At 65.4% G+C, this 25,404-nt stretch carries 28 protein-coding genes and 2 pseudogenes; 23 read left to right on the forward strand and 7 right to left on the reverse strand.

Annotation, left to right across the window (positions count from 1 at the left end; genetic code table 11):
- Positions 1 to 68: 68 nt before the first annotated feature.
- The 7 genes and pseudogenes from ruvC to ACVWY5_RS02580 all read left to right on the forward strand — a co-directional run bounded on the left by ruvC (position 69) and on the right by ACVWY5_RS02580 (position 5,251).
- Positions 69 to 596, forward strand: coding sequence for a crossover junction endodeoxyribonuclease RuvC (gene ruvC / locus ACVWY5_RS02550; RefSeq protein ID WP_028332818.1), 528 nt, complete (start codon positions 69 to 71; stop codon positions 594 to 596).
- Positions 593 to 1,210: a Holliday junction branch migration protein RuvA gene (gene ruvA, locus ACVWY5_RS02555; RefSeq protein ID WP_028332819.1), complete on the forward strand. Its 618-nt coding sequence runs from the start codon at positions 593 to 595 to the stop codon at positions 1,208 to 1,210. The genes ruvC and ruvA overlap by 4 nt, the downstream gene beginning before the upstream one ends.
- Positions 1,207 to 2,256 carry a Holliday junction branch migration DNA helicase RuvB gene (ruvB, locus tag ACVWY5_RS02560; RefSeq protein WP_028332820.1) on the forward strand — a complete coding sequence of 350 codons (1,050 nt, stop codon included), beginning with the start codon at positions 1,207 to 1,209 and terminating at the stop codon, positions 2,254 to 2,256. Before ruvA ends, ruvB begins: the two co-directional genes overlap by 4 nt.
- Before the next feature lie 235 nt (positions 2,257 to 2,491).
- Positions 2,492 to 3,410, forward strand: a pseudogene (locus ACVWY5_RS02565) (metallophosphoesterase).
- Between the two features lie 67 nt (positions 3,411 to 3,477).
- Positions 3,478 to 3,927: a tol-pal system-associated acyl-CoA thioesterase gene (gene ybgC, locus ACVWY5_RS02570; protein ID WP_028332822.1), complete on the forward strand. Its 450-nt coding sequence runs from the start codon at positions 3,478 to 3,480 to the stop codon at positions 3,925 to 3,927.
- Between the two features lie 181 nt (positions 3,928 to 4,108).
- Positions 4,109 to 4,576 (forward strand): nuclear transport factor 2 family protein, encoded by a 468-nt coding sequence (locus tag ACVWY5_RS02575; RefSeq protein WP_028332823.1) that lies wholly within the window; start codon positions 4,109 to 4,111, stop codon positions 4,574 to 4,576.
- Positions 4,577 to 4,966: 390 nt separating this feature from the next.
- The gene (locus tag ACVWY5_RS02580) at positions 4,967 to 5,251 is read left to right on the forward strand and encodes a hypothetical protein (protein ID WP_321176655.1); all 285 of its coding nucleotides are present in this window, start codon (positions 4,967 to 4,969) and stop codon (positions 5,249 to 5,251) included.
- Between the two features lie 87 nt (positions 5,252 to 5,338).
- On the opposite strand, the gene ACVWY5_RS02585 is transcribed toward ACVWY5_RS02580, so the two are convergent.
- Positions 5,339 to 5,983, reverse strand: coding sequence for a glutathione binding-like protein (locus ACVWY5_RS02585; protein WP_028332825.1), 645 nt, complete (start codon positions 5,981 to 5,983; stop codon positions 5,339 to 5,341).
- Between the two features lie 93 nt (positions 5,984 to 6,076).
- Between ACVWY5_RS02585 and ACVWY5_RS02590 the strand changes: the two genes are divergently transcribed.
- Together ACVWY5_RS02590 and ACVWY5_RS02595 are read left to right on the forward strand one after the other, a co-directional pair.
- Positions 6,077 to 6,736, forward strand: a complete 660-nt coding sequence (locus tag ACVWY5_RS02590) for a TetR/AcrR family transcriptional regulator (RefSeq protein WP_028332826.1) — start codon at positions 6,077 to 6,079, stop codon at positions 6,734 to 6,736.
- Positions 6,737 to 6,826: 90 nt separating this feature from the next.
- A complete protein-coding gene (locus tag ACVWY5_RS02595) occupies positions 6,827 to 7,480 on the forward strand; it encodes a dihydrofolate reductase family protein (RefSeq protein WP_028332827.1) in 654 nt (217 codons plus the stop codon).
- Between the two features lie 204 nt (positions 7,481 to 7,684).
- Here the strand turns inward: ACVWY5_RS02595 and ACVWY5_RS02600 are convergent, their stop codons facing one another.
- The gene (locus tag ACVWY5_RS02600; protein ID WP_028332828.1) at positions 7,685 to 8,650 is read right to left on the reverse strand and encodes a 2-hydroxyacid dehydrogenase; all 966 of its coding nucleotides are present in this window, start codon (positions 8,648 to 8,650) and stop codon (positions 7,685 to 7,687) included.
- A gap of 530 nt (positions 8,651 to 9,180) precedes the next feature.
- Between ACVWY5_RS02600 and ACVWY5_RS02605 the strand changes: the two genes are divergently transcribed.
- The 6 genes from ACVWY5_RS02605 (at position 9,181) to ACVWY5_RS02630 (ending at position 14,234) form a co-directional block, all read left to right on the forward strand.
- The gene (locus ACVWY5_RS02605; protein WP_028332829.1) at positions 9,181 to 9,549 is read left to right on the forward strand and encodes a YciI family protein; all 369 of its coding nucleotides are present in this window, start codon (positions 9,181 to 9,183) and stop codon (positions 9,547 to 9,549) included.
- Complete coding sequence (locus ACVWY5_RS02610) at positions 9,546 to 10,826, forward strand: RNA polymerase sigma factor (RefSeq protein ID WP_028332830.1); 1,281 nt, start codon at positions 9,546 to 9,548, stop codon at positions 10,824 to 10,826. The genes ACVWY5_RS02605 and ACVWY5_RS02610 overlap by 4 nt, the downstream gene beginning before the upstream one ends.
- Before the next feature lie 199 nt (positions 10,827 to 11,025).
- A complete protein-coding gene (locus ACVWY5_RS02615) occupies positions 11,026 to 12,543 on the forward strand; it encodes an arylsulfatase B (RefSeq protein ID WP_038377289.1) in 1,518 nt (505 codons plus the stop codon).
- A 181-nt stretch (positions 12,544 to 12,724) separates the two neighbouring features.
- On the forward strand, positions 12,725 to 13,135 hold the full coding sequence (locus tag ACVWY5_RS02620) for a DoxX family protein (RefSeq protein WP_028332831.1): 411 nt from the start codon (positions 12,725 to 12,727) through the stop codon (positions 13,133 to 13,135).
- Positions 13,136 to 13,168: 33 nt separating this feature from the next.
- Complete coding sequence (locus ACVWY5_RS02625) at positions 13,169 to 13,705, forward strand: SRPBCC family protein (RefSeq protein ID WP_028332832.1); 537 nt, start codon at positions 13,169 to 13,171, stop codon at positions 13,703 to 13,705.
- 118 nt (positions 13,706 to 13,823) lie between these two features.
- On the forward strand, positions 13,824 to 14,234 hold the full coding sequence (locus tag ACVWY5_RS02630; protein WP_028332833.1) for a VOC family protein: 411 nt from the start codon (positions 13,824 to 13,826) through the stop codon (positions 14,232 to 14,234).
- Between the two features lie 202 nt (positions 14,235 to 14,436).
- On the opposite strand, the gene ACVWY5_RS02635 is transcribed toward ACVWY5_RS02630, so the two are convergent.
- From ACVWY5_RS02635 to cobT, 3 genes are all read right to left on the reverse strand, one after another.
- A complete protein-coding gene (locus ACVWY5_RS02635) occupies positions 14,437 to 14,859 on the reverse strand; it encodes a S49 family peptidase domain-containing protein (protein WP_028332834.1) in 423 nt (140 codons plus the stop codon).
- A gap of 114 nt (positions 14,860 to 14,973) precedes the next feature.
- The gene (locus ACVWY5_RS02640) at positions 14,974 to 15,204 is read right to left on the reverse strand and encodes a hypothetical protein (protein ID WP_410712141.1); all 231 of its coding nucleotides are present in this window, start codon (positions 15,202 to 15,204) and stop codon (positions 14,974 to 14,976) included.
- A gap of 231 nt (positions 15,205 to 15,435) precedes the next feature.
- Positions 15,436 to 16,449 carry a nicotinate-nucleotide--dimethylbenzimidazole phosphoribosyltransferase gene (gene cobT, locus ACVWY5_RS02645; RefSeq protein WP_028332835.1) on the reverse strand — a complete coding sequence of 338 codons (1,014 nt, stop codon included), beginning with the start codon at positions 16,447 to 16,449 and terminating at the stop codon, positions 15,436 to 15,438.
- 178 nt (positions 16,450 to 16,627) lie between these two features.
- Between cobT and cobS the strand changes: the two genes are divergently transcribed.
- Positions 16,628 to 17,380 carry an adenosylcobinamide-GDP ribazoletransferase gene (gene cobS, locus ACVWY5_RS02650; protein ID WP_038377290.1) on the forward strand — a complete coding sequence of 251 codons (753 nt, stop codon included), beginning with the start codon at positions 16,628 to 16,630 and terminating at the stop codon, positions 17,378 to 17,380.
- A 67-nt stretch (positions 17,381 to 17,447) separates the two neighbouring features.
- Positions 17,448 to 18,014: a histidine phosphatase family protein gene (locus ACVWY5_RS02655; protein WP_028332837.1), complete on the forward strand. Its 567-nt coding sequence runs from the start codon at positions 17,448 to 17,450 to the stop codon at positions 18,012 to 18,014.
- Positions 18,015 to 18,248: 234 nt separating this feature from the next.
- Here the strand turns inward: ACVWY5_RS02655 and ACVWY5_RS02660 are convergent, their stop codons facing one another.
- Together ACVWY5_RS02660 and ACVWY5_RS02665 are read right to left on the reverse strand one after the other, a co-directional pair.
- Positions 18,249 to 19,037, reverse strand: coding sequence for an SDR family oxidoreductase (locus ACVWY5_RS02660; RefSeq protein ID WP_028332838.1), 789 nt, complete (start codon positions 19,035 to 19,037; stop codon positions 18,249 to 18,251).
- Positions 19,038 to 19,354: 317 nt separating this feature from the next.
- Positions 19,355 to 21,026: pseudogene (locus ACVWY5_RS02665) on the reverse strand (methyl-accepting chemotaxis protein).
- Between the two features lie 519 nt (positions 21,027 to 21,545).
- Between ACVWY5_RS02665 and ACVWY5_RS02670 the strand changes: the two are divergent.
- The 6 genes from ACVWY5_RS02670 (at position 21,546) to ACVWY5_RS02695 (ending at position 25,358) form a co-directional block, all read left to right on the forward strand.
- Positions 21,546 to 22,211: a glutathione S-transferase family protein gene (locus ACVWY5_RS02670; protein WP_028332840.1), complete on the forward strand. Its 666-nt coding sequence runs from the start codon at positions 21,546 to 21,548 to the stop codon at positions 22,209 to 22,211.
- A 144-nt stretch (positions 22,212 to 22,355) separates the two neighbouring features.
- Positions 22,356 to 22,727, forward strand: a complete 372-nt coding sequence (locus ACVWY5_RS02675; protein WP_028332841.1) for a nuclear transport factor 2 family protein — start codon at positions 22,356 to 22,358, stop codon at positions 22,725 to 22,727.
- A 134-nt stretch (positions 22,728 to 22,861) separates the two neighbouring features.
- Complete coding sequence (locus tag ACVWY5_RS02680) at positions 22,862 to 23,278, forward strand: YciI family protein (protein ID WP_028332842.1); 417 nt, start codon at positions 22,862 to 22,864, stop codon at positions 23,276 to 23,278.
- A gap of 218 nt (positions 23,279 to 23,496) precedes the next feature.
- A complete protein-coding gene (locus ACVWY5_RS02685) occupies positions 23,497 to 23,922 on the forward strand; it encodes a YciI family protein (RefSeq protein WP_028332843.1) in 426 nt (141 codons plus the stop codon).
- Between the two features lie 87 nt (positions 23,923 to 24,009).
- A complete protein-coding gene (locus ACVWY5_RS02690) occupies positions 24,010 to 24,375 on the forward strand; it encodes a YciI family protein (protein WP_028332844.1) in 366 nt (121 codons plus the stop codon).
- Between the two features lie 281 nt (positions 24,376 to 24,656).
- The gene (locus ACVWY5_RS02695; protein WP_028332845.1) at positions 24,657 to 25,358 is read left to right on the forward strand and encodes a TetR/AcrR family transcriptional regulator; all 702 of its coding nucleotides are present in this window, start codon (positions 24,657 to 24,659) and stop codon (positions 25,356 to 25,358) included.
- Positions 25,359 to 25,404: the final 46 nt, after the last annotated feature.

Raw genomic sequence — 25,404 nt, forward strand, 5'->3', positions numbered from 1 at the left:
CGCGACGGAGGCGGGGATGAGGCTCCGTTTGTGTTTCGTTCTCCCGGCGCAGGCGGTATCACTACCCCATGACATCCCAGCCGATTCGCTCTCCCGTCCGCATCATCGGTATCGATCCGGGTCTCCGCCGCACCGGCTGGGGGGTGATCGAGACCGAAGGCAATCGTCTCGTCTATATCGCCTGCGGTTCGGTCGAGCCGCCGGACGATCTGCCGCTGGCGAGCCGGCTGCTTGCGATCCATGAGGGGCTGGCTGCCGTGCTCGCCCACCACCGACCGGCGGAGGCGGCGGTCGAGCAGACCTTCGTCAACAAGGACGGCGTTGCCACGCTGAAGCTCGGCCAGGCGCGCGGCGTCGCCATGCTGGCGCCCGCAATGTTCGGTATCTCGGTCGCCGAATACGCGCCGAACCAGGTCAAGAAGACCGTGGTCGGCGCCGGACATGCCGAGAAGAGCCAGATCCAGGTGATGCTGAAGATCCTGCTGCCGAAAGCCGAGCCGCCGTCCGCCGACGCCGCGGACGCGCTCGCGGTCGCGATCACCCACGCCCATCACCGCCAGAGCACCGCGCTGCGGCTCAAGGTGGCGAACCTATGATCGGCAAGCTGAAGGGCCTGATCGATTCTTATGGCGAGGACTATGTGATCCTCGACGTCGGCGGCGTCGGCTATCAGGTGCATTGTGCGAGCCGCACGTTGCAGGCGCTGCCGTCGCCGGGCGGCGCTGCCGTGCTCTCGATCGAGACCTATGTCCGCGAGGACCAGATCAAACTGTTCGGCTTCCGCAGCGATCATGAGCGCGAATGGTTTCGCCTGCTGCAGACCGTGCAGGGGGTCGGCGCCAAGGTCGCGCTCGCGGTGCTCGGCACGCTGCCGCCGACCGATCTAGCCAATGCGATCGCGCTGCGCGACAAGGCGGCGGTGGCGCGGACGCCGGGGGTCGGGCCGAAGGTCGCCGAGCGCATCGTCAGCGAACTGAAGGACAAGGCGCCGGGCTTCGCCGATGTCGATCCCGCGGTGGTGCATCTGTCGGGCGCGATCGATAACAACCGCGCGCCGCGCCAGGTGACCGACGCGATCTCGGCGCTGGTCAATCTCGGCTACGGCCAGCCGCAAGCCGCTGCCGCCATCGCCGCCGCCTCGCGCAGCGCCGGTGAGAGCGCTGAGACTGCGCAGCTGATCCGGCTGGGCCTGAAGGAATTGTCGAAGTGAACACGCCCTCGCGCATGGTCTCGCCCGAACGCCGCTCCGACGATGTCGGTGACACCGCGCTGCGGCCGCAGTCGCTGACGGAGTTCGTCGGCCAGGCGCAGGCGCGCAAGAATCTCTCGATCTTCATCGAGGCTGCGAAGAAGCGCGGCGAGGCGCTCGATCATGTGCTGTTCGTCGGTCCGCCCGGCCTCGGCAAGACCACGTTGGCACAGATCGTCGCGCGCGAGCTCGGCGTCGGGTTTCGCGCCACCTCCGGCCCTGTCATTGCGAAGGCCGGCGATCTCGCGGCGCTGCTGACCAATCTCGAAGAGCGCGACGTGCTGTTCATCGACGAGATCCATCGCCTCAGCCCGGCGGTCGAGGAAGTGCTCTATCCCGCGATGGAGGATTTTCAGCTCGACCTGATCATCGGCGAAGGTCCCGCGGCGCGTTCTGTGAAAATCGAATTGTCGAAATTCACGCTGGTCGGCGCGACGACGCGTGCGGGGTTGCTCACCAATCCCTTGCGCGACCGCTTCGGCATTCCGATCCGGCTCAATTTCTACACCGAGGAAGAGCTCGAGAAGATCGTCACCCGCGGCGCCCGCGTGCTCAACATCGGCATGAGCCCTGATGGCGCCAACGAGATCGCGCGCCGCGCCCGCGGCACGCCGCGCATCGCCGGCCGCCTGCTGCGCCGGGTGCGCGACTTTGCTTCCGCCGCCGACGCCGATTCCGTCGACCGCGGCATCGCCGACCGGGCGCTGAGCGCGCTCGAGGTGGATAGCGCCGGGCTCGATGCGATGGACCGGCGCTATCTCACGACCATCGCCCTGAACTATGGCGGCGGGCCGGTCGGCGTCGAGACCATGGCGGCGGCGCTGTCGGAGCCGCGCGATGCGATCGAGGACATCATCGAGCCCTATCTGATCCAGTGCGGCTATCTGCAGCGCACTCCGCGGGGCCGGCTCCTGACCTCGCATGCCTTCCGCCATCTCGGCCTCGCCGAGCCGAACCGCGACCCCTCGCAGTTCGGGCTGTTCGGCGGCAATGGCGACGACGACTGACGCATGATCCGGAACAGGGCGAAGCGGTTCTTCATGCTCAAAGGCCTCCGCTCCCGAAGTCGTGAAGAGACGTGTTGATGCAGCGCATCGCACTTGCCGGTAACCTTGCCCGCTGACCATTGCGGCGTCTCTGCAGGCCGTCTGCACAAACGCGGCCCAATTTCGCTCCAATCAAAGGGCCTATGATAGCCCAAAGTGTTTTCGACAAGCGCCAGGCATCACCGATCACACGTCCATGATTTCACGTCGTCATTTTCTGCGCGGGTTCGGCGGGTTGACCGCCGCCACCGCTTCGACCGCGGCCTATGGCTTGAGCGAGCCGGTCGTCCGCCTCGCGCTCACGCGCTACGATCTGTCGCCGCGGCAATGGCCGGCGGACTTTCCGCTCAAGATCGCCGCACTCGCCGACATCCACGCCTGCGATCCCTGGATGTCGCTCGATCGCATCGCTGAGATCGTCGAGCGGACGAACGCCCTGAACCCCGACATCGTCGTGCTGCTCGGCGACTATGTCGCGGGGCTGCGCCACGTCACCCGCTTTATTCCGGCCTCCGACTGGGCCGCGGTGCTGAAGGGCCTGAACGCGCCGCTCGGCGTGCACGCCGTGCTCGGCAACCACGACTACTGGGAAGACAAGGCGGTACAGCGCTTGGGGCGCGGCATCCCGCTCGCGCGTCGCGCGCTGGAGGGGGGCGGGGATTCCGGTCTACGAGAACGACGCGGTGCGGCTCGCCAAGGACGGCCGTCCGTTCTGGCTCGCCGGTCTCGGTGACCAGCTCGCCTTCATGGCGGCGCGGCCCTATCGCCAGGTCACGCGCATCGGCGTCGACGATCTCAACGCGACGCTCGCCAAGGTCACAGACGACGCGCCGGTGATCCTGCTCGCGCATGAGCCCGACGTCGCGCTCCGGGTGCCCTCGCGCGTTGCGCTGCAATTGTCCGGCCACACCCATGGTGGGCAGGTCCGGTTGCTCGGCTGGTCGCCGGCGGTGCCGGTGAAGCACGGCATGCGGCTCGCCTATGGTCATATCAAGCTGAAATGCGACGTCGTCGTCTCCGGCGGCCTCGGCTGCAGCATCATGCCGTTCCGCCTCGGCGTGCCGCCCGAGATCGTGCAGGTCACGCTCGGCGCAAAGGGGCCGGTGGTGTCCTGAGCGCGCTTGCGCCAGCTGGCGATTTTGCGCAATACGAACCAAAGTTTTGCGCAATCGGGGGCTGCAAATGACCTCACCCATTCTCGACGGCCAGATCCGCGACGGCCGCCACCATATGCAGGTCCGCGTCTATTACGAAGACACCGATTTTTCCGGCATCGTCTATCACGCCAATTATCTGCGCTTCATGGAGCGCGGCCGCACTAATCATCTCCGCCTGATGGGCGCCGAGCAGCAGGCACTGTTCGATGAAGCGCAGGAGGAGACCGGCGGCTTCGCCTTTGTCGTGCGCTCGATGACACTCGACTTCCTCAAGCCGGCGCGGATGGACGACGTGCTCGACGTCGTGACCTGGCCGATCGCTGTGAAGGGCGCCTCCATCATGCTCGCTCAGGAAGTCCGGCGCGGCGATGACGTGCTTGTGAAGGCCGAGGTCCGCGTCGCCTTCATCAGCGGCGGCCGCGCGCAGCCGATTCCGAAGGCTATTCGCGCGCTGATGAAGGCCGATCTGGCTTAGAGCGTTTTCGAGCGAAGTGGGTAGCGGTTGGCGTGAAGAAAGCGCGTCAAAATAAGAGGCTAGAGCCCGTTCCGGTATAATCGGAACGGAATAGGCTCTAGCTATTGGCCGATAGGAAACGCCCCATCGACTCTCGACGGCGCGGCGCTAGATTTGCGTGCCGAACAACGAGGGATCGCCAATGTCACGCCCGCCGCTGCCACCCTTCACCCGCGAGACCGCCGCGCAGAAGGCGCGCATGGCGGAAGACGCCTGGAATTCGCGCGACCCCGTTCGGGTTGCCGGCGCCTATACCGAGGACAGCCGTTGGCGCAACCGCTCCGAGGTGTTTCAGGGCCGCGAGGCGATCGTGGCCTTCCTGACCCGCAAATGGGAAAAGGAGCTGGAGTATCGCCTGATCAAGGATCTCTGGGCATTCGATGAGAACCGTATCGCGGTGCGTTTCCAGTACGAATGGCACGATGCCGGCGGCAACTGGTTTCGCTCCTACGGCAACGAGCAGTGGGAGTTCGACGAGCACGGCCTGATGCGTCGCCGCGAGGCCTCGATCAACGACATCGCGATCTCCGAGAAGGACCGCCGCTTCCACTGGCCCGCCCCGGGCCCGCGTCCGGCCGACGTGCCGGGCTTGGGGCCGGAGCCGTTCTGATCGGCTCGTAGCCCGGATGGAGCGAAGCGAAATCCGGGGTAGTCTCGCCTGCGGTAATACCGTTCCCGGATTGCGCTGCGCTCCATCCGGGCTACGGCGCGTTTGTGGCGGCTCATCGAAAACGATTGCGAGTCTCGATGAGGGGCGGTTTATTCTGGTTCGCGTTGCAACCTCACCGCGTCTACCAGACTCCATTACATGCGTATTAAACGTTCTGCCGCCGTTGCGCTCGCAGGCTTCCTTCTCGCGACCGTCTTCATAGCCGTTCCTATCCAGCCAAGCGCAGCGAAAGGTAAAATGCACGGGCCCGAGACATGGGGACCGATCTTCAGGCATCAGGTCGAGAGGTGTTGGCGGAAACCCGTACGCGTCGAAAACGATACCGGGAGCATGAAGGCCGAGTTCGTGATCGAGCTGACGCGAGAGGGCAAGCTGGATGGCCAACTTATCCTGTCTTCGGGGAACAGTTCAGCAACATCAGAGTCGGCTCGGGTCTATCAACAGAGCGCGCTCAGAGCGATTGCTGACTGCCAACCTTACACCTTGCCGGCGGAATACTACCATCAGTGGAAGAAGTTCATGCCGGTCTTTACTGATACGCCACTCGATCGGGCAGGGAAGCCTACCGGTGGGGAGCTTGATACTCGCAAGCTTTCAATTTGCCGAGGATGCTGACGCAACACCAAACGGCGCATTTGCGGACGCATCCCCTCACCCCAGCCCTCTCCCCGTGAAAAACGGGGAGAGGGAGCGGAGAGAGCCCTACGCCGCCGCCTTGTGCCGCGCGATCTCGGCCTTGTAGAGTTCGAACTCCTCCGCGATCGCCTTCGCGACCGAGGGCCGGGCGCGCAGCCGTTCGTAATAGGCCTTCAGCGCCGGCCATTTCGCGAGCTCGATCGGCGGCGTTGCCATGGTCCAGTTGATGACGGTGACGAGATAGGCGTCGGCGACGCTGAAATGATCGAGCAGGTACTCGCGACCCTTCAGGTGGTCCTCGAGATAGTCGAGCCGTGAGACGTATTTCTCCACGGCATAGGTCTTGGCCTCCGGCGGCGCCTTCTTGTCGAGCAGGGGCAGGAACAGGCCCTTGTGCAGCTCGGTGCCGATGAAGCACAGCCATTGATGCAGCTTTGAACGCTCGGCGTTCGACGCCGTGCCGATGCCGGCGCGCGGAAACTGGTCAGCGACATATTGCAGGATCGCGGCGTTCTCGGTCAGCACGACGCCGTCGTCGGTGCGCAGCGTCGGCACCAGGCCGAGCGGGTTGACCTTGTTGAAGTCGGAGCCGTCGTTGCGCACCGCCTTGGTCTTCGGGTCGACCTCGAGATAGTTGGCCGGCTGGCCGGCTTCATAGAGCGCGACGCGGGTCGCCATCGAGCAGGCGAGGGGCGAGAAATAAAGGTCCATGGGTGCCTCCAGTGTCTGGCGCGGGTGTCCGGCCGTTGTTGATTTTTGTACTGTCTTGGATAATATTGATGGCGTCAAGGAATTAAATGCGAAATGGTACAAAAAAGTAAGAAGCCGCCAACTGCCGCCAAAATCGCGGCGCCGGTCACCCCGAAGCGGCGCGGGCGGCCGCGCGCCTATGAGCCCGATGTCGCGCTCGGCAAGGCGCTCGATCTGTTCCGGCGCGACGGCTTTGCCGCGACCTCGCTCGATGATTTGAGCGCCGCGACCGGCATGAACCGGCCGAGCCTCTATGGCGCGTTCGGCGACAAGCGCGAGCTCTACATCAAGAGCTACCAGCGCTATCGCGACGACGCGCGCGCCGCGATGGTCGACATCTTCCGCGCCGACGCGCCGCTGCGCGAGCGGCTCGACCGCATCTATCGCATCGCGCTCGACATCTATCTCTCCGGCGAGTCCGGCCCGCGCGGTTGCTTCACCGTGATGACGGCGGCGTCGGAGGCGGTGTCGGATCCGGACATCCGCACCATGGTGGTCGAGGGCCTGACCGAGCTCGACAAGGCGTTCGGCATCTGCTTCCGCCACGCCAAGGAACGCGGGGAACTGCCTGAGGGGACCGATCCGGCGTCGCTGGCGCATCTGGCTTCCGCCACCATCCACACCATCGCGATCCGCGCCCGCGCCCGGGTGCCGCGTAAGGAGCTCGAGGCGATCGTGAAGGGTGCGATCGACGTGCTGTGCGGGGCGAAATAGCCGCCGCGAACTTTCTTGCGCAGCAAATGTCGGGCGCTGGCTTTCCCGCCCGTCTTCCGTAAGGTCTCCCACTCACGGAAGCGGAACATCATGGGAAAAGTCAGGACTTCAGTATTCACGGTCTCGATCGACGGATTTGGCGCGGCGCCGAATCAGAGCCTCGAACATCCGTTCGGCGTCGGCGGCCTGGCGCTGCCCGCCGCCTGGTTCTTCGAGACGCGAACCTTTCGCGCGATGACCGGCCAGGACGGCGGCACCACCGGGCTCGACGACGAGATCGCGCGCAAGTCGATGGAGGGGATCGGCGCCTGGATCCTGGGCCGCAACATGTTCGGCCCGATCCGCGGGCCGTGGCCGGATCATGCCTGGAAGGGCTGGTGGGGCGACAATCCGCCGTACCACACGCCGGTGTTCGTGCTGACCCATCACGCGCGGCCCGACATCGCGATGGAGGGCGGCACCACGTTTCACTTCGTGACCGACGGCATGCTCGCGGCGCTCGAGCGGGCGCGCGCCGTTGCCGGCGACAAGGATATCCGCGTCGGCGGCGGCGTCTCGGTGGTGCGGCAATTCCTGCAGGCGCGTCTGCTCGACGAGCTGCAACTGGTGCTGCCGCCGGTCGTGCTCGGCGCCGGCGAGAGTTTGTTCGCGGGCCTTGATCTGCCCGCCCTCGGCTATGCCGTCGTCTCGCATGTCGCGAGCCCGCACGCGACCCACGTTACCTTCGCGCGCAAGGCGTCTTAGTCAGCCGTGCATCTTGTCCGTCATTGCGAACGTTACGCGGTAGGATGGATTGCTTCGTCGCTGCGCTCCTCGCAATGACGTTCAAGCGCGATTCCGCACCGCCGGTTTCGTAGCCCGGATGGAGCGCAGCGCAATCCGGGAGCGGTTTGTCCGGCGCAAAGAACCCCGGATTTCGCTTCGCTGCATCCGGGCTACACGCAGGTGTCAATACCCCCGCTTGCGGTCGACCAGGTTTTCCAGCGCGCCGCCGGCCTCGAAGCGCGCGATCTGCTGTGCGACATATTTCGAGATCTCGTCGGCGTCGGTGTCGGCGGCGTTGTGCGGCGTCAGCACCACCTTCGGGTGGCTCCAGAACGGACTCGCCTCGGGCAGCGGTTCGGTTTCGAAGACGTCGAGCGAGGCGGCGCCCAGCGTGCCGTCATCGAGCGCGCGCAGGATGTCGGCCTCGTTCTGCAGGCCGCCGCGGCCGGCATTGATGATGACGGGCGCGCCGAGCGGGCTCTCGCGGTTCAGCTTCGCGAACGCATCGCGGTTGAGCACGTGCCTTGTGTCCGGCGTCAGCGGCAGCAGGCAGACCAGGATGTTGGTCTCGCGCAGGAATGCGTCGAGCCCGTCCGCGCTGTGATAGCAGGCGATGCCGTCGATGCGCTTCTCGCTGCGGCTCCAGCCGACGACGCGAAAGCCGAGCGCGCGCAGCGCCTGCGCCGAGGCGGCGCCGAGCGTGCCGAGCCCCATGACGCCGACGGTGATCGCGCTCGCCGCCCACTGGTAGTCCGGCGCCCAGCGCTTCACCCGTTGCGACTCGCGCAAATAGAGCTCCTGGCGGTGATGCATCAGCACGTGCAGCACGACATATTCGGTCATGCGCTCGGTGAGATCGGAGACCGCGACCCGCACCAGCGGCACGTCGGGCAGCGAGCGATCGGCCATCAGCGCGTCGACCCCGGCGCCGAGATTGAAGATGACGCGCAGGTTCTTGAATGCCGCGAGTTCGCCCGGCTTCGGCTTCCACACCGCGGCGTAGTGCACCTCGGCGGGATCGAGCGCGCCGTCCGGCAGCAGCACCACGCGGCGATCCGGGCAGACCGCGTCGAACCGCGCCTTCCAGCGCGCCGACGACCAGTTTTCCGAGCCGCCATTGATCAGCAGCGCGAGCGCGCCCTTACCCATCCCGATACCTCCAACGTCTATGTGATTTAAGTCACATAACGGGTCCGACCCGCTTCCTTATCTCCTGCCATCAACAGGGGAGAACTTCCATGCGCAAACTGATCCTGGTGTCGGCTTTCATCCGCTCCGCCGTCGCCACGGTCCACGCCCGTGCTCGCAAACGCTGACACGCCGGCTCAGGCTCAACCGGCCGTTGCTCCAACGCAGAACGAGGCCCAACCGGCCTCATCGCAGGCTCAGGCGCAACCCGTGGAGTCTCCGCGGCGGCAGGCGTCCCGTTCGGTGGGGAGGAGCCACATCCGCCATCGAGAGAGCGATGAAGCCAAGGCACGCCGGATCGCCGCCCGCTACGGCGTCTATTGGTAACCGCACGTTCATCGTCGCCGCGACAAACGTCCCGTCCGTCGAAGCTCGCCATGAAGTCCCGATCAAAATCCACCGTCGGCACCCGGAACCTAAATTTCTTTCGCGCCCCCTGTCGGCAGCGGGCATAATCGTTCGTTCTTGCAATGAACGGAGATGCCTTTTCGATGCTGTACGCCATCCTCTGCTATCATGACGAAGACATGGTCGGCTCCTGGAGCAAGGAACACGACGCCTCCGTCATGCAGAAACTGTCCGTTGTGCAGGACAAGCTCGCCAAGCAGGGCAAGCTCGGCCCGGTGGCGCGGCTGTTGCCGACCACCGCGGCGACCACGCTGCGCAAGGAAAACCCGCCGCTGGTGCTGGACGGCCCGTTCGCCGAAACCAAGGAACAGCTGCTCGGCTTCTATCTGGTAGAGGGCAAGAACCTCGACGAGGTGCTCGACATCGCGCGCGACCTCGGCGAGGCCAATCCCGGCGGCACCTATGAGATCCGCCCGGTCGGCTACTTCAATCAGGGAGGTACCAAGGCGTGAGCGTGACCGACACCGCCTGGATCGATGCTGCGTTGACGTCGGCGCGTCCCCAGGCGGTCGGCGCATTGCTGCGCTACTTCCGCAATCTCGACACCGCCGAGGAGGCATTCCAGAACGCCTGCCTGCGGGCGCTCAAGAGCTGGCCGCAGAACGGCCCGCCGCGCGATCCCGCGGCGTGGCTGATCATGGTCGGCCGCAACGTCGCGATCGACGAGGTCCGCCGCAACAAGAAGCAGCAGCCGCTGCCCGACGACGACCAGGCGATCTCCGACCTCGACGACGCCGAGGACGAGATCGCCGAGCGGCTCGACGGCTCGCATTACCGCGACGACATCCTGCGGCTGCTGTTCATCTGCTGTCACAAGGATCTGCCGGCGACGCAGCAGATCGCGCTCGCGCTGCGCATCGTCTCAGGTCTCACGGTGAAGCAGATCGCGCGCGCCTTCCTGGTCTCGGAAGCCGCGATGGAGCAGCGCATCACGCGGGCCAAGGCGCGCGTCGCCGATGCCAACGTGCCGTTCGAGACGCCGGGCGCGGTCGAGCGCAGCGAGCGGCTCGCCTCGGTCGCGGCGATGATCTATCTGATCTTCAACGAGGGCTATTCGGCGAGCGGCGACACCGCCGAAATCCGCGCGCCGTTGTGCGAGGAGGCGATCCGCCTCGCCCGCCTGCTGCTGCGGCTGTTCCAGAGCGAGCCGGAGATCATGGGGCTTACCGCGCTGCTGTTGTTGCAGCACGCCCGCGCCGAGGCGCGCTTCGATGCTGACGGCGAGGTGATCCTGCTCGACGACCAGGATCGCAGCCTGTGGAACCAGAAGCAGATCGCCGAGGGCCTCGCGCTGATCGACAAGGCGATGCGCCACCGCCGCAGCGGGCCGTATCAGGTGCAGGCGGCGATCGCAGCGCTGCATGCCCGCGCGGAAAAGCCCGAGGATACCGACTGGACCCAGATCGATCTGCTGTACGGCGCGCTCGAGGTCATGCAGCCGTCGCCGGTGATCACGCTCAACCGCGCCGTTGCGGTCTCCAAGGTGAAGGGGCCGGAAGCCGCGCTCGAGATGATCGAGCCCTTGGCACCGCGGCTTGCCAACTACTTCCATTATTTCGGCGTCCGCGGCGCCTTCCTGATGCAGCTCGGCCGCAACGAGGAGGCCCGCATCGCCTTCGACCGCGCCATCGCGCTTGCCAACACCACCGCCGAAGCCGCCCACATCCGCATGCATATCGACCGCCTGATGCGCGACAGCCAGCCGCGCAGCGCGAAGGCGGGGAAATAGTCGTCCAAGTCGTCGCGCGGCCGTCATGCGCGGCCCTGAGCCGGTATCGCTTCCTCCTCGAACGCGACGCTTCCCTCGAAGCCCCGATTGCCGCCCGGCGTCGAAACGACGCCGGCTGCCGCCATTGCCTGCTTCCCTGCGGCGCGCCTCCGCAGTAGCCTGCGTGAATTGCACACAAAACCATTGCTCGGAGAATGAAATGATTGATCGCCCGCTCGACGAATCGGTGCATTCAGCGCAAGGCAATCGCCAAATGAATCGCCGCGATCTCCTGCTGAACGGCAGCTCGGTCCTGGCCATGCTTGCGTTGGCCTCGATTGCGCCTGCGAACCCCACGTCTGCCGCCGCGCAATCGACCGCGCCGCGCCCGCACATCGTTTACATCGTCGCGGACGACCTCGGATGGAAGGACGTCGGATTTCACGGCTCCGACATCAAGACCCCAAATATCGACAAGCTTGCGCAGGACGGGGCCCGGCTCGAGCAATTCTACGTCCAGCCGATGTGCACCCCCACCCGCGCAGCATTGATGACCGGCCGTTATCCGTGCCGCTACGGCCTGCAAACCCTGGTCATTCCGACGCCCGCCAAGTACGGATTGCCGACAGATGAATGGCTGCTGCCGCAGGCGCTGAAGGAAGCAGGCTACAGGACCGCCATGGTCGGAAAGTGGCACCTTGGGCACGCCGACCGCAAGTTCTGGCCACGTCAACGCGGGTTCGACTACCACTATGGATCGATGGTGGGCGAGGTCGATTACTTCACCCATTCATCGGCAAATGTGCGCGACTGGTATCGCAACGACAAGCCGGTGAATGAGCCGGGCTACGTCACTCAATTGTGGGGTGCGGATGCAGTCGCGCAAATCGACGCCCATGATCCAAAGACACCGTTGTTTCTCTATTTGGCCTTTACCGCTCCGCACTCGCCTTACCAGGCTCCCAAAGAATATATCGACAGGTACCGGCATATCGAAGATCCAACGAGGCGCACCTACGCCGCCATGATCACGTGCATGGACGACGAGATCGGCAAGCTGGTCTCCGCGCTCGAACGGAAGAGGATGCGCGAGAACACCTTGATCGTCTTCATGAGCGACAACGGCGGCAACCAGACCGCGCTCCTTGCCGGGGATGCCGACGTGTCGAAGCTGAAGCTGCCAGCCGACAACGGTCCTTACCGCGGCGGAAAGGGCATGTTGTACGAAGGCGGGACGCGCGTCGCCGCATTCGCGAACTGGCCCGGGCAGATCAGAGCTGGCGAGGTGAGGGAGATGATGCACGTCGTCGACATGTTCCCGACGCTCGCCGGTCTCGCCGGCGCCGACCTCGCCAAGGGAAGCAAGGGAAAGCCGCTCGATGGGCTGGACGTCTGGGCCACCGTCAGCAAAGGCGCCCCCTCGCCCCGGCAGGAGGTGGTGTACAACATCGAGCCGTTCCGCGGCGGCGTACGCGTAGGTGACTGGAAGCTGATCTGGCGGACGCCGCTTCCTTCCGCGATCGAGCTGTACAATATCCCGCAAGACCCGTCGGAAAAAACCAATCTGGCCGAAAGCAATCCCCAGAAGGTTGCGGAGTTGCAGTCCCGCATCACGCAGCTCGCGAGGGAAAGCGCCAAGTCGCTGTTCCTTACCGATGCGTTCGCGGCGGTCATGGGGGCTTCACACGGACCGCCGTCGCTGCCCAGCGAGGATGCCTTCTTCACGCAAGGTGATTGAGGGCGGGGGCTGCCAGGCAAACCTCATCGAATTGGGCCGGATGCCCGTGAATCAAGCTCCCGTACCGGGAGCTTCGACCGTGCATCGCGACGGCATCCAAAAATCTTCACCGGGGGTGTCGGCCCCGCATTCCGCCGTTCGTCTTGATGACAGAGCATCACCAAGCGTTACGGAGCCTGTCATGCCGACGATCGTCGACACCGAAGTCTCAAAGCCCGCCCGCATCACCGGCCGCGTCATGAGCGGCGTGGTCGTCCTGTTCCTGCTGTTCGATGGCGCGATCAAGCTGGTGCCGCTGTCTGTCGTCACCGAGACCATGGACAGGATGGGTTTCGGCGCGAGCGATGCGCTGGCGCGCAGCCTCGGCATCATCACCATCGTCTGCACGCTGCTCTACTCCGTGCCGCCGACCTCGATCCTCGGCGCCATCCTGCTCACCGGCTATCTCGGCGGCGCGATCGCATCGCATGTGCGGATCGGCAACCCGCTGTTCACCCACACGTTGTTCGGGCTCTATCTCGGCCTGATGCTGTGGGGCGGGCTCTATCTGCGCGACGGCAATCTGCGCGCAATGCTTCCATTTCGCCGGTGAACTATTGTTCAATTCATCCTTGTGGAGACTGTCATGTTGGAGATGATTGCCATCATCGCGATTGTCCTCGGCGTCGCGATCGCCGTCATCCTCATCCTCGCGGCGACCAAGCCGGGCACGCTCCGCGTCACGCGTGCGATCAGCGTCAACGCGCCGGCCGAGCGGATATTTCCGTTGATCGACGATCTCCATCAGTGGACGCTCTGGTCGCCCTACGAGAACCGGGATCCGGCCATGAAGCGCATCTATGGCGGCGCCGGGCGCGGGCAGGGAGCGGCCTATGCCTGGAACGGCAACAAGAATGTCGGCGCCGGCCGCATGGAGATCCTGCAATCCTCCGCGCCGTCGAAGATCGTCATCAAGCTCGACTTCATCAAGCCGTTCGAAGGCCACAACACCGCCGAGTTCACAATGCTGCCGCAGGGAAATGCGACCACCGTCACATGGACCATGTATGGTCCGGCCGTCTTCATGTCGAAGGTGATGCAGGTGTTCATGAACCTGGATCGCATGATCGGCAGGGATTTCGAGGTCGGTCTCGCCAATCTGAAGAAACTGACTGAAAAGTAGCGCGTTTTCGAACGAGGTGGTTACCGGTTCGTGTCAGGAAAACGCGTCAAGATAACAATCCGGAGCCCTCGTTCCGATATGATCGGGACGAGGCTCGAATGACCCAAGGGAGCATGCGATGCAGGTCAACCCCTATCTCTCCTACGACGGCAATTGCGGCGCCGCGCTGAAATTCTACGAGAAGGTTCTCGGCGCCCGGATCGAGGAAACCTTCCCCTACGGCGAGGGCAGTGCGGAGATGCAGACGCCGCCCGGCTGGAAGGACAAGATCATGCACGCCCGCCTCACGATCGACGGCGAGATCATCATGGCCTCCGACGCCCCGCCCGGCCACTTCCAGAAGCCGCAGGGCTTCCACGTCGCGTTGCAGGTCGAGGATCCCGCGGAGGCGGAACGCCGCTTCAAGGCGCTGTCCGACGGCGGCACGGTGACGATGCCGTTCGGCAAGACGTTCTTCTCCAACGGCTTCGGCATGTGCGTCGATCAGTTCGGCATCCCCTGGATGGTGAACTGCCCGCAGGGGATGTAGGCCGCGGTAGTTGGACAGTCATCCCCGCGCAACGGCTCCGCCGTTGTCGCTGAGGTGGCCGCTTCTTCAGCGGCCCTCGAAGGTTCGACGGCTCGGCTGTGGCCGTGCATCCTTCGAGGCTCGCCCAGCGGTGCAAGTGCACCGCGGGCTCGCACCTCAGGATGACGGGTCGGACTACGTCAGTTGTTTGGTCAAGGCGCCGCTACCTACACCGCGGATAGATCGCCGCGAGCTCGCGGCCGCGCAGCAGCAGCAGGCGCGAGGTCAGGCCGCCGCGGCGGACGATCCAGCCGCGCACCGGTGCCGGATAGGCTTGCAGCACCGCCACGGACGCTTCCGGCTCGGCATAAGTGTGGCCGCGCCGGTCGATCGAGCGGGCGGCGTGAAAGCCGAGCACGGCGCGCCGCGTCACGCAGATGCGGTCGCTCGGCACCATCGAGAGCACCAGCGTGCAGGCCGACAGGCAGGGCCCGTCGATCACGACGCGTTCGCCCGATTCGCGCACCTTGTCGAACAGTTCGATGAACGGGCCGACCTGCCCGCCGGGGCTGGCGAGGATATGAACGTCGGCCTGCGCGCAGCTGACGGTTGCGCAGAGAGCTACCGCCGCGACAAGTATTTTCATGCGCGCAATCCCTGCCCACGATGCGACCGAGGTGCTGTCGCATCTGAAGTCGCAAGGCTCGCGCCGGAATGGGGCATCGTCAAGACCGATGACCCGGTCGCGACAGCAGGTGGCTCAGGCCGCCCGATTCTTGAGCGCGCCAACGATCGCAGTGAGCACTGCGCCGGCAACGCCGCCGCCGGCGACCTGACCGATGATGCTGCCGATGTCAGGCGCAGCGCCGGAATTGGCGAGTAGCGGGATCAGCATGCCCAGAAGCTGTCCGCCCGCGCCGCCACCGATGGCGCCTGCGATGGTGTTTCCGAGCGTGCCGAGATCGATGCTTGGCTGCTCCGGCAGCGACATTGCCGCCAACGGCTCCGCTGATGACTTGAATGATCAGATTGATGAGGACGCCCGACATGACGTGATTTCTCCTCGGTATCTGGTGCAACGCGGCTGAGGCGCCGGCCGGCGCTTCACCGACAAGGTTAGACCTCCAGAGCGCAAAGATCATGCTGCGCACGCGAAGATTGCGGCTCGTGCCGACGGTATGCACCGGCTTTTTGAGGGAACCGCCGGGCGACCCCGAGGGCTTCAGCCCGCGCCGGAGACGCCGGCCTCGGCAAAGGTCGCCATGCCGCCATGACAGGCGAGCGCCGCGCGCAACAGCAGGATCGCAACCCCCGCGCCGGAGCCTTCGCCGAGCCGCATGTTAAGGTCGAGCAAGGGGGCGAGTTCGAGCTCGCGCAGCAATTCGCGGTGGCCGAGCTCGGCCGACACATGCCCGGCGCGGCAATGCGCGAGGCTATCGGGCGCAAGCCGCGCCAGCGGCAGCACCGCCGCTGTCGCCACGAAGCCGTCGAGCAGTACCGGAATGCAGCGTGCGCGCGCTGCCAGCACAGCCCCCGCGATCGCCGCGAGCTCGCGTCCGCCGAGCGACATCGCGGTGACGAGCGGATCGTCGTTCACGCCGCGATGCACCTTGAGCGCCGCATCGATCGTGGTGCGCTTGCGTATCAGCCCGGCATCGTCGACGCCGGTGCCGCGGCCGGCCCAGCGTACGCCGCGCCCGCCCATCAATGCCGCGCACAGCGTCGCGGCGACCGTGGTGTTGGCGATGCCCATCTCGCCGACCACGAGCAGATCGCATTGCTCGGGCACCGTGCGCCAGCCGGTATCGAGCGCGACGAGGAAGTCGGCGGCGTCCATCGCCGGCCCGGTCGTGAAATCTCGGGTCGGGCGCGCCAGCTCGAGCGGCTCGACGCGCAGCTCGGCACCGGCAAGCCTGGCGATCTGGTTGATTGCAGCGCCGCCGGCGGCGAAGTTCGCCACCATCTGCGCGGTGACCTCGGAGGGATAGGCAGAGACGCCGCGCTCGGCGATGCCGTGATTGCCGGCGAACACGGCGATCGTGACCTGGTCGAGCCGGGGCAGCTCGCGCCGCTGCCAGCGCGCCAGCCAGATCGCAACCTCCTCCAGGCGGCCGAGGCTTCCCGGCGGCTTGGTCAGGTTCTGCTGGCGCTGCGTGGCGGCCGCGGCACTGGCCTCGTCGCCCTGCGGCAGGTCGCGACAAAAGCCGCGGATGTCGTCTAGAGTACTGAACTGCATGCGATTCCCTCGTCGAGCGGGCCGCAAGCTAATGCATGATCCGGAAACGTGTGAAGCGGTTTTCCCTCGCGACAAATGCGTAGCATTTGCGCGGAGATCATGCCCTAACAAGAAGCTGAAGCGCGATCAGATCGAGCCCGATCTCGTCGCGCTTTAGCCCAATTTCCAGGCCTTCACCATGAATCAATGGCTCGACGATCTCCGGACCGCGACCGCCTTCCTGACCCGCCTGCCGATGCCGCATCCGGACGGCGCGCGGACGGAGAGCTTTGCGCGGGCGCAGCGGCTGTTTCCCCTGGTCGGGGCCGCCATCGGGGCGGCGATCGGCCTGTTTTGCCTGCTGCTGCGGGCGATCGGTGTGCCGGATCTCGCCGCCGCGGCGCTCGCGCTCGGTGGCGGTGCGCTGCTCACCGGCGCGCTGCATGAGGACGGGCTCGCCGATGTCGCCGACGGGTTCGGCGGCGGCAGCGATGTCGCGGCCAAGCTCGAGATCATGCGCGACAGCCGGCTCGGCACTTACGGCGCGCTGGCGCTGGTGGTGAGCTTTGCCGCCAAGCTCGCGGCTCTCGCGGCAACTCCGAATGGTCTCGTGGTGCAGAGCCTGATCGCGGCGCACACGCTGGGCCGCGGCGTGCTGCCATGGATCGCGATCAGCCTGCCTTACGCCCGCAAGGACGGGCTCGCCGCCAATGCCGGAAGGCCTGATGGGACAATTGCCGTGGTCGCGGCCGGCATCGCGCTGCTGATCGCAATCCTCGCCTTGCCGTTCAGCAGCGCGCTGACGGCCGCGATCGCGGCCGCTGTGAGCGCGCTGGTCATGACGCTTGTGGCAAAGCGGCAGATCGGCGGCCAGACCGGCGATGTGCTTGGCGGTGCGGAGCAGGTCGCGGAAACCACGATCCTGGTACTGCTCGCGGCGCGGTTAGGTTAGACCGTTCGAGCGAAGTGGATACCGGCTCAGTGAAGAAAACGCGTCAAAATGAAAGCGTAAGCGGAACATGGATCGCGAAACGCGTCTCTGGCTAACCCGTCATGCGCCCGTGGACGGTCCGCGCGGCGTGATCCACGCGCCGGATGCGCCCGCCGACCTCAGCGATGCCGCGGCATTCGCGTCGTTGCAGGCGAGGTTACCGGCTCACGCTCGCGCGGTCTGCAGTCCGGCGCGGCGCACCCGTGAGACCGCAGCAAAGCTCGGTCTCACGGCAACGGAGGACGACGCCTTTCGCGAGCAGGATTTTGGCGATTGGACCGGCCGGCGTCACAGCGAGATCGAAGCCGAGCTCGGCGCGGCCTATCGCGCGTTCTGGCAATCGCCGGGCAGCAACCGGCCGCCGCGCGGCGAAAGCTTTGCCGATCAGATCGCGCGGGTGCGGGCAGGGCTCGCGCGCTTGCCGGCGGGCGACGTCGTGCTGGTCGTGCATTCCGGTACCATCCGCGCGATCCTTGCGATCGCGCTCGAGCTTGCGCCGGAGCTCGCGCTGCGCTTCGTCATCGATCCGCTGTCATTGACGCGGATCGACCGGCTGCCGAACGCCTGGCGCGTGGTCGCGGTGAACGAGCGCTGATAGCGCAGTGACTCTGCTTTACCTCGCCCCGCGTGCGGGGAGAGGGCGGAACGCATCGACAGATGCGTTCCGGGTGAGGGGGAGTTCCCGCGAGACTAACTGATACTGAGCGCGGGGAGAGGGCCCCTCACCCCGACCCTCTAAGAGCGAGCTTCGCTCGTCTCGACCCCGTAAGAACGGGGCGAGGGAGCGCAGTCCCGTCGCGGCGGTGACATTAGTTCATCCGATCAACCGTTACCCATTCCGCCGCGCGCCGCGCAGGGTCGGCAGGCCGATGCCGGCGGCGTCGAAGCCGCCGTCGACGGCGAGGATCTGTCCGGTGATGTAGCTGGCGCGATCCGAGCACAGGAAGAAGATCGCTTCCGCCAGCTCCTCCTCCAGCCCATAGCGGTTGAGCGGGATGGCGTCGTGATAGTCGGCGCGGATCTCCGGCGTGTGAACAGCCTTGGCCATCGCGGTATCGACCGGCCCGGGCGCGACGCCGTTGACGCGGATGCCGAGCGAGGCGAACTCGACCGCGAGCTGCTTGGTGAGATGCGCGAGGCCGGCCTTGCTGGTGCCGTAGGCCGAGCGCAGCGTCGAGGCGCGCACCGCCGAAATCGAGGTGATGTTGACGATCGCACCGCCGCCATGCTCGCGCATCACAGGCGCGGCCGCCTTGGTGCACAGGAACGGGCCGGTGAGGTTGACCGCCATGATCCGGCTCCAGTCGGCGTCCGAGGTCTCCAGCACCGGCGTGAACACAGCAATGCCGGCATTGTTGACCAGCGCGTCGAGCCGGCCGAACCGGTCCGTGATCGCAGAGATCGCGGCTGCCACGCCAGCGGCGTCCGATACGTCGCAGGTCAGCGCCAGCGTGTCGTCGGGCTGCTTCAGCGCCGCGACTGCCGCGCGCAGCAATTCACCCTCGATGTCGAGCAGCGCGACGCGCCAGCCGTCGGCGAGAAAGCGTTTCGCCGCGGCAAGCCCGATGCCACGCGCGGCGCCGGTCACGAGTGCGACTTTTTGTGCAGAGGGAGTCATCGGATGGTCCATCGGTTCGGGCAGGAAGTCCCGACCGTCTGCGACCTTAACCTGGTGATGTCAACCTGAGAGGCGCTCAACTGGCTCGGCCGTCATTGCGAGGAGCGATAGCGACGAAGCAATCCATTCTTCCCGTGTGGCGAGGTGGATTGCTTCGCGGAGCCTGTCATCGGGCGCGCTTTCGCGCGACCCGTTGGCTCGCAATGACATGGGTGCGACGGCCGTTCTATACTCTTTCAACACGGGAGGAAGGCGCGTCTCGAAGGATGCACGGCCCCCAGCCCGGGCCGGCCATCCTTCGAGGATCGCACCGTGGCTTACGCTGCGAGTTCGGCAGAGGCGCGCTGCATGTTGGTGGACATGTCCTGCGTCACGATGCTCTGCTCCTCGACCGCGGCGGCGGTCGAGGCGATGTATTCGTTGACGCCGGCGATCGCCGCCTTGATCTCGGACAGCGAGCTCACCACTTCGGCGGCGATCGAGTTCAGCGCGTCGATTTCCGAGGAGATCGTGTCGGTCGCCTGCTTGGCCTGATTGGCGAGGCTCTTCACCTCGGAGGCGACCACCGCGAAGCCGCGCCCGGCTTCGCCCGCACGCGCCGACTCGATCGTGGCGTTGAGCGCCAGCAGGTTGATCTGCCCGGTGATGCTCGAGATCATCTCGACGATGCCGCTCATCGCCTGCGCTGCGGCATTGAGCTTCTGCGCTTGCCCGTCGGCAGCCTCGACCCGGCCGGTGGCGACCGCGGCGTTCTGCTTCGACTTGGTCATGGTTTCCGAGATCTCGCGGATCGAGGCGCTCATCTCCTCGCTGCCGGCGGCGACCGCCTCGATCAGGCCGCGCGCGCTGTCGGCCTTCTTGCGGCCGATCGCCTGCGCGGTGATGTCGGTGGCGTACTTCACCACCTTGTAGGGGTTTGCCGTTGAGATCGAGGATCGGGTTGTAGGAGGCCTGGATCCAGATCTCGCGGCCACCCTTGGCGATGCGCTTGTATTCGGCGGCCTGGAATTCGCCGCGGTTCAGCGCGCCCCAGAACTCGCGGTAGCCGGCCGCGCTCGCTTCAGTGGGCTCGACGAACATGCTGTGATGCTTGCCCTGGATCTCGGCAAGCGAATAGCCCATCGCGGCGAGGAAGTTTGGGTTCGCGGTGCGGATCGTGCCGTCCATGTTGAACTCGATCACCGCCTGCGACTTGCCTATCGCATCGATCTGGCCGTCATTGTCGGCGGTTTTCACCTTTTGCTGCGTGACGTCGGTGGCGAACTTGACGACCTTGAACGGCTTGCCGCGGTCGTCGAGGATCGGGTTGTAGGTGGCGAGGATCCAGATTTCCTTGCCGCCTTTGCCGAGCCGCTTGAATTCGCCGGCCTCGAACGCGCCCCGGTTCAGCCGCGCCCAGAAATCGCGATAGGCCACGCTGTCGCGGTCGGCGGGCGGCACGAACATGCTGTGGTGCTTGCCCTGGATCTCGGCGAGCGAATAGCCCATAGCGCCGAGGAAGTTCTCGTTGGCCTTGACGATGGTGCCGTCCATGCCGAACTCGATCACCGCCTGCGCCCGGCCGATCGCGGCGATCTTGCCCGCATCCTCCATGCTGTGGATCTTCTGCGCGGTGATGTCGGTGGCGAACTTGATCACGCCGACCGGCTTGCCACCCTTGTCCAGCATCGGGTTGTAGGAGGCCTGGATCCAGATCTCGCGGCCGCCCTTGGCGATGCGCTTGTATTGTGCGGCCTGGAATTCGCCGCGGTTCAGATCGGCCCAGAACGCGCGATAGTCCTGGCTGTCGCGCGTGGCCGGATCGACGAACATGCTGTGGTGCTTGCCCTTGATCTCGTCGAGCGTGTAGCCCATCGCATTGAGGAAGTTCTCGTTGGCGTCGACGATGGTGCCGTCGAGCTTGAACTCGATCACCGCCTGCGACTTGCCGATCGCGGCAGTCTGCGCCAGCGCATTCTCGATCTTGGCCTTGTTGCTGAAACTGAACATCAGGGCTCCGTGAAGGTTCAAATAAAAGGGATGGGGAAAAGCGGATCGCGGCAACTCACGGAAAGGTTGCAGTGAGCCGTTTAGCATCGGTAAAGCCTGTTGCTCGCGTGCGCCTGGCACGAACTGCATAACGCCAAGTTCCGCGCATGCATCCGCCTCAATTCGCAAAGGTTTTTTTCAGAATGCACGTTATCATCCATAGGTAGCACGCGATGTTCACCGTAATCATACGGGCGAAAATCGATGATGACTTTCGTCTGATGCGGGATGATGAAGCGCGTCGACTTCAGCGATGCTGATGGGTCTATTACGAAGCCTGATATCGCCGGCCGCTTTTTACCGATCGATGCAGCGACTTGATTCGCGTCCTCGATGAATGTGCGTCGCGTTCGATGCTTGGGTCTCCACGCCCGCCGACCCCAATAAAGTATCGCCATACGAAAAAATATCGCCGCACGAGATGTCGGAAGTGCGGTCCTGGCCTCGTCCTCCGGTCACTCATTCCATGATGGAGTTCCGATGTCGCTTACCCTGCATTACCACCCGCTGTCCTCGTTCTGTTGGAAGGCGCTGATTGCGCTCTACGAGAACGGCACGCCGTTCACGCCGAACATGGTCAATCTCGGCGATCCCGCCGAGCGCGCGGCGCTGCTCGCGCTGTCGCCGATCGGCCGTTTTCCGGTGCTCCGTGACGAGATGCGAGACGAGACGGTGCCGGAATCGAGCATCGTCATCGAATATCTCGACCGGCATTATCCCGGTGCCGTCAGGCTGATCCCCGAGGATCCGGACCTCGCGCTGCAGACCCGGCTGCGTGATCGTTTCCTCGATCTCTATGTCCACCTGCCGATGCAGAAGGTCGTTGGCGATCGACTGCGGCCTGCGGACAGCAAGGATCCGCATGGCGTCGCCGAGGCGCGGGCGCAACTCCGCACCTCCTATGCGATCCTGGATCAGCAGCTCGATCCGCGACGCGTGCATGGCGGCTGGATGATGGGCGAGCATTTCTCGTTGGCCGATTGCGCGGCCGCGCCGACGATGTTCTACGGCAACAAGGTCGAGCCGTTCGGAGATGGCCATCGGCATCTGGCCGCCTATCTCGAGCGGCTGATGGCGCGGCCGTCCTTCGCGCGCGTTCTGAAGGAGGCCGAGCCCTATTTCGGCATGTTCCCGCGGGAAGCCTGACGCAAGCCGGCCTCCGATCCGGTTCCGAAAATAAATCGTGGCGGGATGTCGCTTTCGCGCCGCCCCGTTCGTCTTCTCCCTGAGGCCCGGGTTTCCGGAGCGCTGGTCGCTCCGGAGGCCCGGGCGATACGTGTGGGAGACGACATGGCTGCAGCTGGCAACAGGGCGGAGATCATCCGCTCCCTCTTCGCCGCCTACCTCGCCAACGACCGCGCGAGAGTCGAGGCGGCGTTCGCGGAGGATTTCCGCTTCTCGACGCCCTATGGCGAGAACATCGACAAGCCGACCTATTTCGCCGAGTGCTGGCGCGACTCCGGCTGGATCGGCCGCCACGAGATCGAGCGCATCATGGTCGACGGCGTCGAGGCCTTCGTCACCTACCGCTGCGTCGCCCGCGACGGCAAGAGCTTTCGCAACACCGAGTTCTTCGTGTTCGACGGCGACAAGGTGTCGCGCATCGACGTCTATTTCGGCCCGTCGCACCAAGACCGCGAACTTGTCAGGCAGGACCGCTGAGGGGTGTGGCACGCGATGCAATGACCTCCGAAATAATTTCGCTTGACCTGTCGGCGTGGCAAGCCCCGCGTCGTCCTTGAGACGAGCACCGGAGATACCGGCAAAGCAGCTGAACAAGACAACGGAGCAGGACGATGAAGTTCATGGTGATCGTGAAGGCGAACAGGGACACCGAGGCCGGCGTGATGCCGAGCACTGAGCTGCTCGCGGCGATGGGCAAGTTCAACGAGGAGATGGTCAAGGCCGGCGTGATGCAGGCCGGCGAGGGGCTGCATCCGACCAGCAAGGGTGCCCGCGTCAAATATGCCGGCGGGCAGAGCACGGTGTCGCGCGGCCCGTTCGGCCTCAGCGGCGATCTGGTCGCCGGCTTCTGGCTGATCGAGACCAAGTCGCTCGATGAAGCGATCGACTGGATGAAGCGCGCGCCGTTCGACGGCGGCTCCGAGATCGAAATCCGGCAGGTGTTTGCCGCGGAGGATTTCGGCGAGGCGCTGACGCCGGAGCTGCGCGAGCGGGGAGAGCGCCTGCGCGCGCAGGTGGCCCGGAAATGACACCCGACGTCATTCCGCGATGTCGCGCCGGCGATGCGCCCGGAATACATGATCCCCGTCGCAAGTCGTGGATTCCGGGCCGGCGCACCAAGTCGGCTGTTGCCGACTTGGACAAATACCTAGAGCCGAACTCGGGTAAACCCAAGTTCGGCGTGGGGCTTCCCGGCATGACGAGGGTGAAGATTGCGAGTGATTCAACAGGCAAGGAAATCCGACCAATGCGTTTCATGATGCTGATGATCCCGCTCGGCTACGAGTCCGCGCCGGCCAAGCTCGAGCTCGACCCCGAACGGGTCGCCGCGATGATGCGGTACAATCAGGCGCTGAAGGACGCCGGCGTGCTGATCACGCTGGAAGGCCTGCATCCGCCGGCTGCCGGCGCGCGCGTCAAGTTCGACACCGGCGTGCCGGTCGTGATCGACGGCCCGTTCACCGAGGCCAAGGAAGTGATCGGCGGCTTCTGGATGATCGAGGTCGCCTCGCGCGCCGAGGCAATCGAATGGGCCAGGAAGTGCCCGGCCACCGCCAACGAGATGATCGAGATCCGCCAGGTGCAGGAGATGGCCGATTTCTCCGAAGAGGTGCAGCAGGCCGCCGCCACCTTCGAGCATCCGCAGGGCGGTTGGGGCAAGGCGCTGCGCTGAACCTTCACCGAAAAGCGATGCCGCTTCAAAGCGTCATCGCATCACCGAACTATCGTCCACCAGCAACGACCACAACGGAGACGCAACATGAGCACCAACACTTTCCTCGCCGTCTATCTCGGCGGCGGCAAGACCGGCTCGCGGATGGAAGCCTGGAACGCGCTGCCCGAGGCCGAACGCCGCGCCAAGGAGCAGCAGGGCATGGCGGCCTGGGGCGCCTGGGTCGAAAAGCATCATGACGTGATCGTCGAGATGGGCGGACCGCTCGGCAAGACCAAGAAGGTCGGGCAGGGCGGCGTCACCGACATCGCCAATCTGATGACCGGCTTCACCGTGGTGCGCGCGCCCTCGCATGAAGCAGCGGCAAAGCTGTTCGAGAACCACCCGCATTTTTCGATCTTCCCGGGCGAAGCCGTCGAGATTATGCCGGTGCTGCCGATCCCAGGGCGCTAAGGCGGGCCGCAGGCTCCCTGAACCTCTGCCGCTTGCGGGGGAGGTCGCTGCGCTCGAAGAGCGCGGCGGGTGGGGCTCTTTCCACGATGCGATTCGCGGAGAGAGAGCCCCCAGCCCAACCTCGAGTCTCACTCGCCACGAGCGGGAGAGAGGGCGCAGTTTCTCTCGGGCCGCCATCGATGTTCGGCGGCGGTAATCACCCAAGCAGTCCGTTAATCTTGATTGACGCGACGCTGCCCCGCTAGTGACCTTTACCGCCGGTTCATGTAAAAGCCGTTCACATGAGCTGGCGCAAGGACCAAGGCCGCGCCGAGCGCGGCTATCATCACGGCAATCTCAAAGAGGCGTTGCTGCAGGCCGCGCTCGACCTGATCTCGAAGAAGGGGCCGGCCGGCTTCACCTTCGCCGATGCCGCGCGGATGGCCGGCGTCAGCCCCGCCGCGCCGTACCGACACTTCCGCGACCGTGACGAGCTGATCGCCAGCATCGCGCAGCGCGGCTTCGAGCAGTTCGAATCGCTGCTGACGCAGGCCTGGGACGACGGCCGCCCCGACACCGTCACGGCGTTCGAGCGGGTCGGCAAGGCCTATCTCGCCTTCGCCCGCGAGGAGCCCGCGTTCTATTCCGCGATGTTCGAATCCGGCCTGCCGGTCGATTCCAATCCGACCCTGATGGCGGCAAGCGAGCGCGCCTTCGCGATCATTCGCGCCGCAGCCGAGCGGCTCGCGGCACTGGCGCCGCCCGGCATGCCGCGCCCGCCGGCGATGATGATGGCGCTGCACATCTGGGCCATGTCGCACGGCGTCGCTTCGCTGTTCGGCCGCGGCGATGCCGCGCGGCGCAAGCTGCCGATGTCGCCGGAGGATCTGCTCGAGGCCGAAGTGCTGATCTATCTGCGCGGCCTCGGCTTCCCGACCGACCGCCGGCCTGGAACCGCGGCCGCCGGCGACAAGCCGGCCGGTCCGTGGGGGAAGCCGAAATAAGGTTCAACGGCCAAGCCAAAAATAATCCGAGGGGTGCGTCACCCGC

The sequence above is a fragment of the Bradyrhizobium sp. USDA 3256 genome (genome assembly GCF_054058275.1).

Coding starts and splice junctions, on each gene's coding strand:
- ruvC (WP_028332818.1), top strand. CDS start 69: ATGACATCCCAGCCGATTCGCTCTCCCGTCCGCATCATCGGTATCGAT.
- ruvA (WP_028332819.1), top strand. CDS start 593: ATGATCGGCAAGCTGAAGGGCCTGATCGATTCTTATGGCGAGGACTAT.
- ybgC (WP_028332822.1), top strand. CDS start 3,478: ATGACCTCACCCATTCTCGACGGCCAGATCCGCGACGGCCGCCACCAT.
- ACVWY5_RS02575 (WP_028332823.1), top strand. CDS start 4,109: ATGTCACGCCCGCCGCTGCCACCCTTCACCCGCGAGACCGCCGCGCAG.
- ACVWY5_RS02580 (WP_321176655.1), top strand. CDS start 4,967: ATGAAGGCCGAGTTCGTGATCGAGCTGACGCGAGAGGGCAAGCTGGAT.
- ACVWY5_RS02585 (WP_028332825.1), bottom strand. CDS start 5,983: ATGGACCTTTATTTCTCGCCCCTCGCCTGCTCGATGGCGACCCGCGTC.
- ACVWY5_RS02590 (WP_028332826.1), top strand. CDS start 6,077: ATGGTACAAAAAAGTAAGAAGCCGCCAACTGCCGCCAAAATCGCGGCG.
- ACVWY5_RS02595 (WP_028332827.1), top strand. CDS start 6,827: ATGGGAAAAGTCAGGACTTCAGTATTCACGGTCTCGATCGACGGATTT.
- ACVWY5_RS02600 (WP_028332828.1), bottom strand. CDS start 8,650: ATGGGTAAGGGCGCGCTCGCGCTGCTGATCAATGGCGGCTCGGAAAAC.
- ACVWY5_RS02605 (WP_028332829.1), top strand. CDS start 9,181: ATGCTGTACGCCATCCTCTGCTATCATGACGAAGACATGGTCGGCTCC.
- ACVWY5_RS02615 (WP_038377289.1), top strand. CDS start 11,026: ATGATTGATCGCCCGCTCGACGAATCGGTGCATTCAGCGCAAGGCAAT.
- ACVWY5_RS02620 (WP_028332831.1), top strand. CDS start 12,725: ATGCCGACGATCGTCGACACCGAAGTCTCAAAGCCCGCCCGCATCACC.
- ACVWY5_RS02625 (WP_028332832.1), top strand. CDS start 13,169: ATGTTGGAGATGATTGCCATCATCGCGATTGTCCTCGGCGTCGCGATC.
- ACVWY5_RS02630 (WP_028332833.1), top strand. CDS start 13,824: ATGCAGGTCAACCCCTATCTCTCCTACGACGGCAATTGCGGCGCCGCG.
- ACVWY5_RS02635 (WP_028332834.1), bottom strand. CDS start 14,859: ATGAAAATACTTGTCGCGGCGGTAGCTCTCTGCGCAACCGTCAGCTGC.
- ACVWY5_RS02640 (WP_410712141.1), bottom strand. CDS start 15,204: ATGTCGCTGCCGGAGCAGCCAAGCATCGATCTCGGCACGCTCGGAAAC.
- cobT (WP_028332835.1), bottom strand. CDS start 16,449: ATGCAGTTCAGTACTCTAGACGACATCCGCGGCTTTTGTCGCGACCTG.
- cobS (WP_038377290.1), top strand. CDS start 16,628: ATGAATCAATGGCTCGACGATCTCCGGACCGCGACCGCCTTCCTGACC.
- ACVWY5_RS02655 (WP_028332837.1), top strand. CDS start 17,448: ATGGATCGCGAAACGCGTCTCTGGCTAACCCGTCATGCGCCCGTGGAC.
- ACVWY5_RS02660 (WP_028332838.1), bottom strand. CDS start 19,037: ATGACTCCCTCTGCACAAAAAGTCGCACTCGTGACCGGCGCCGCGCGT.
- ACVWY5_RS02670 (WP_028332840.1), top strand. CDS start 21,546: ATGTCGCTTACCCTGCATTACCACCCGCTGTCCTCGTTCTGTTGGAAG.
- ACVWY5_RS02675 (WP_028332841.1), top strand. CDS start 22,356: ATGGCTGCAGCTGGCAACAGGGCGGAGATCATCCGCTCCCTCTTCGCC.
- ACVWY5_RS02680 (WP_028332842.1), top strand. CDS start 22,862: ATGAAGTTCATGGTGATCGTGAAGGCGAACAGGGACACCGAGGCCGGC.
- ACVWY5_RS02685 (WP_028332843.1), top strand. CDS start 23,497: ATGCGTTTCATGATGCTGATGATCCCGCTCGGCTACGAGTCCGCGCCG.
- ACVWY5_RS02690 (WP_028332844.1), top strand. CDS start 24,010: ATGAGCACCAACACTTTCCTCGCCGTCTATCTCGGCGGCGGCAAGACC.
- ACVWY5_RS02695 (WP_028332845.1), top strand. CDS start 24,657: ATGAGCTGGCGCAAGGACCAAGGCCGCGCCGAGCGCGGCTATCATCAC.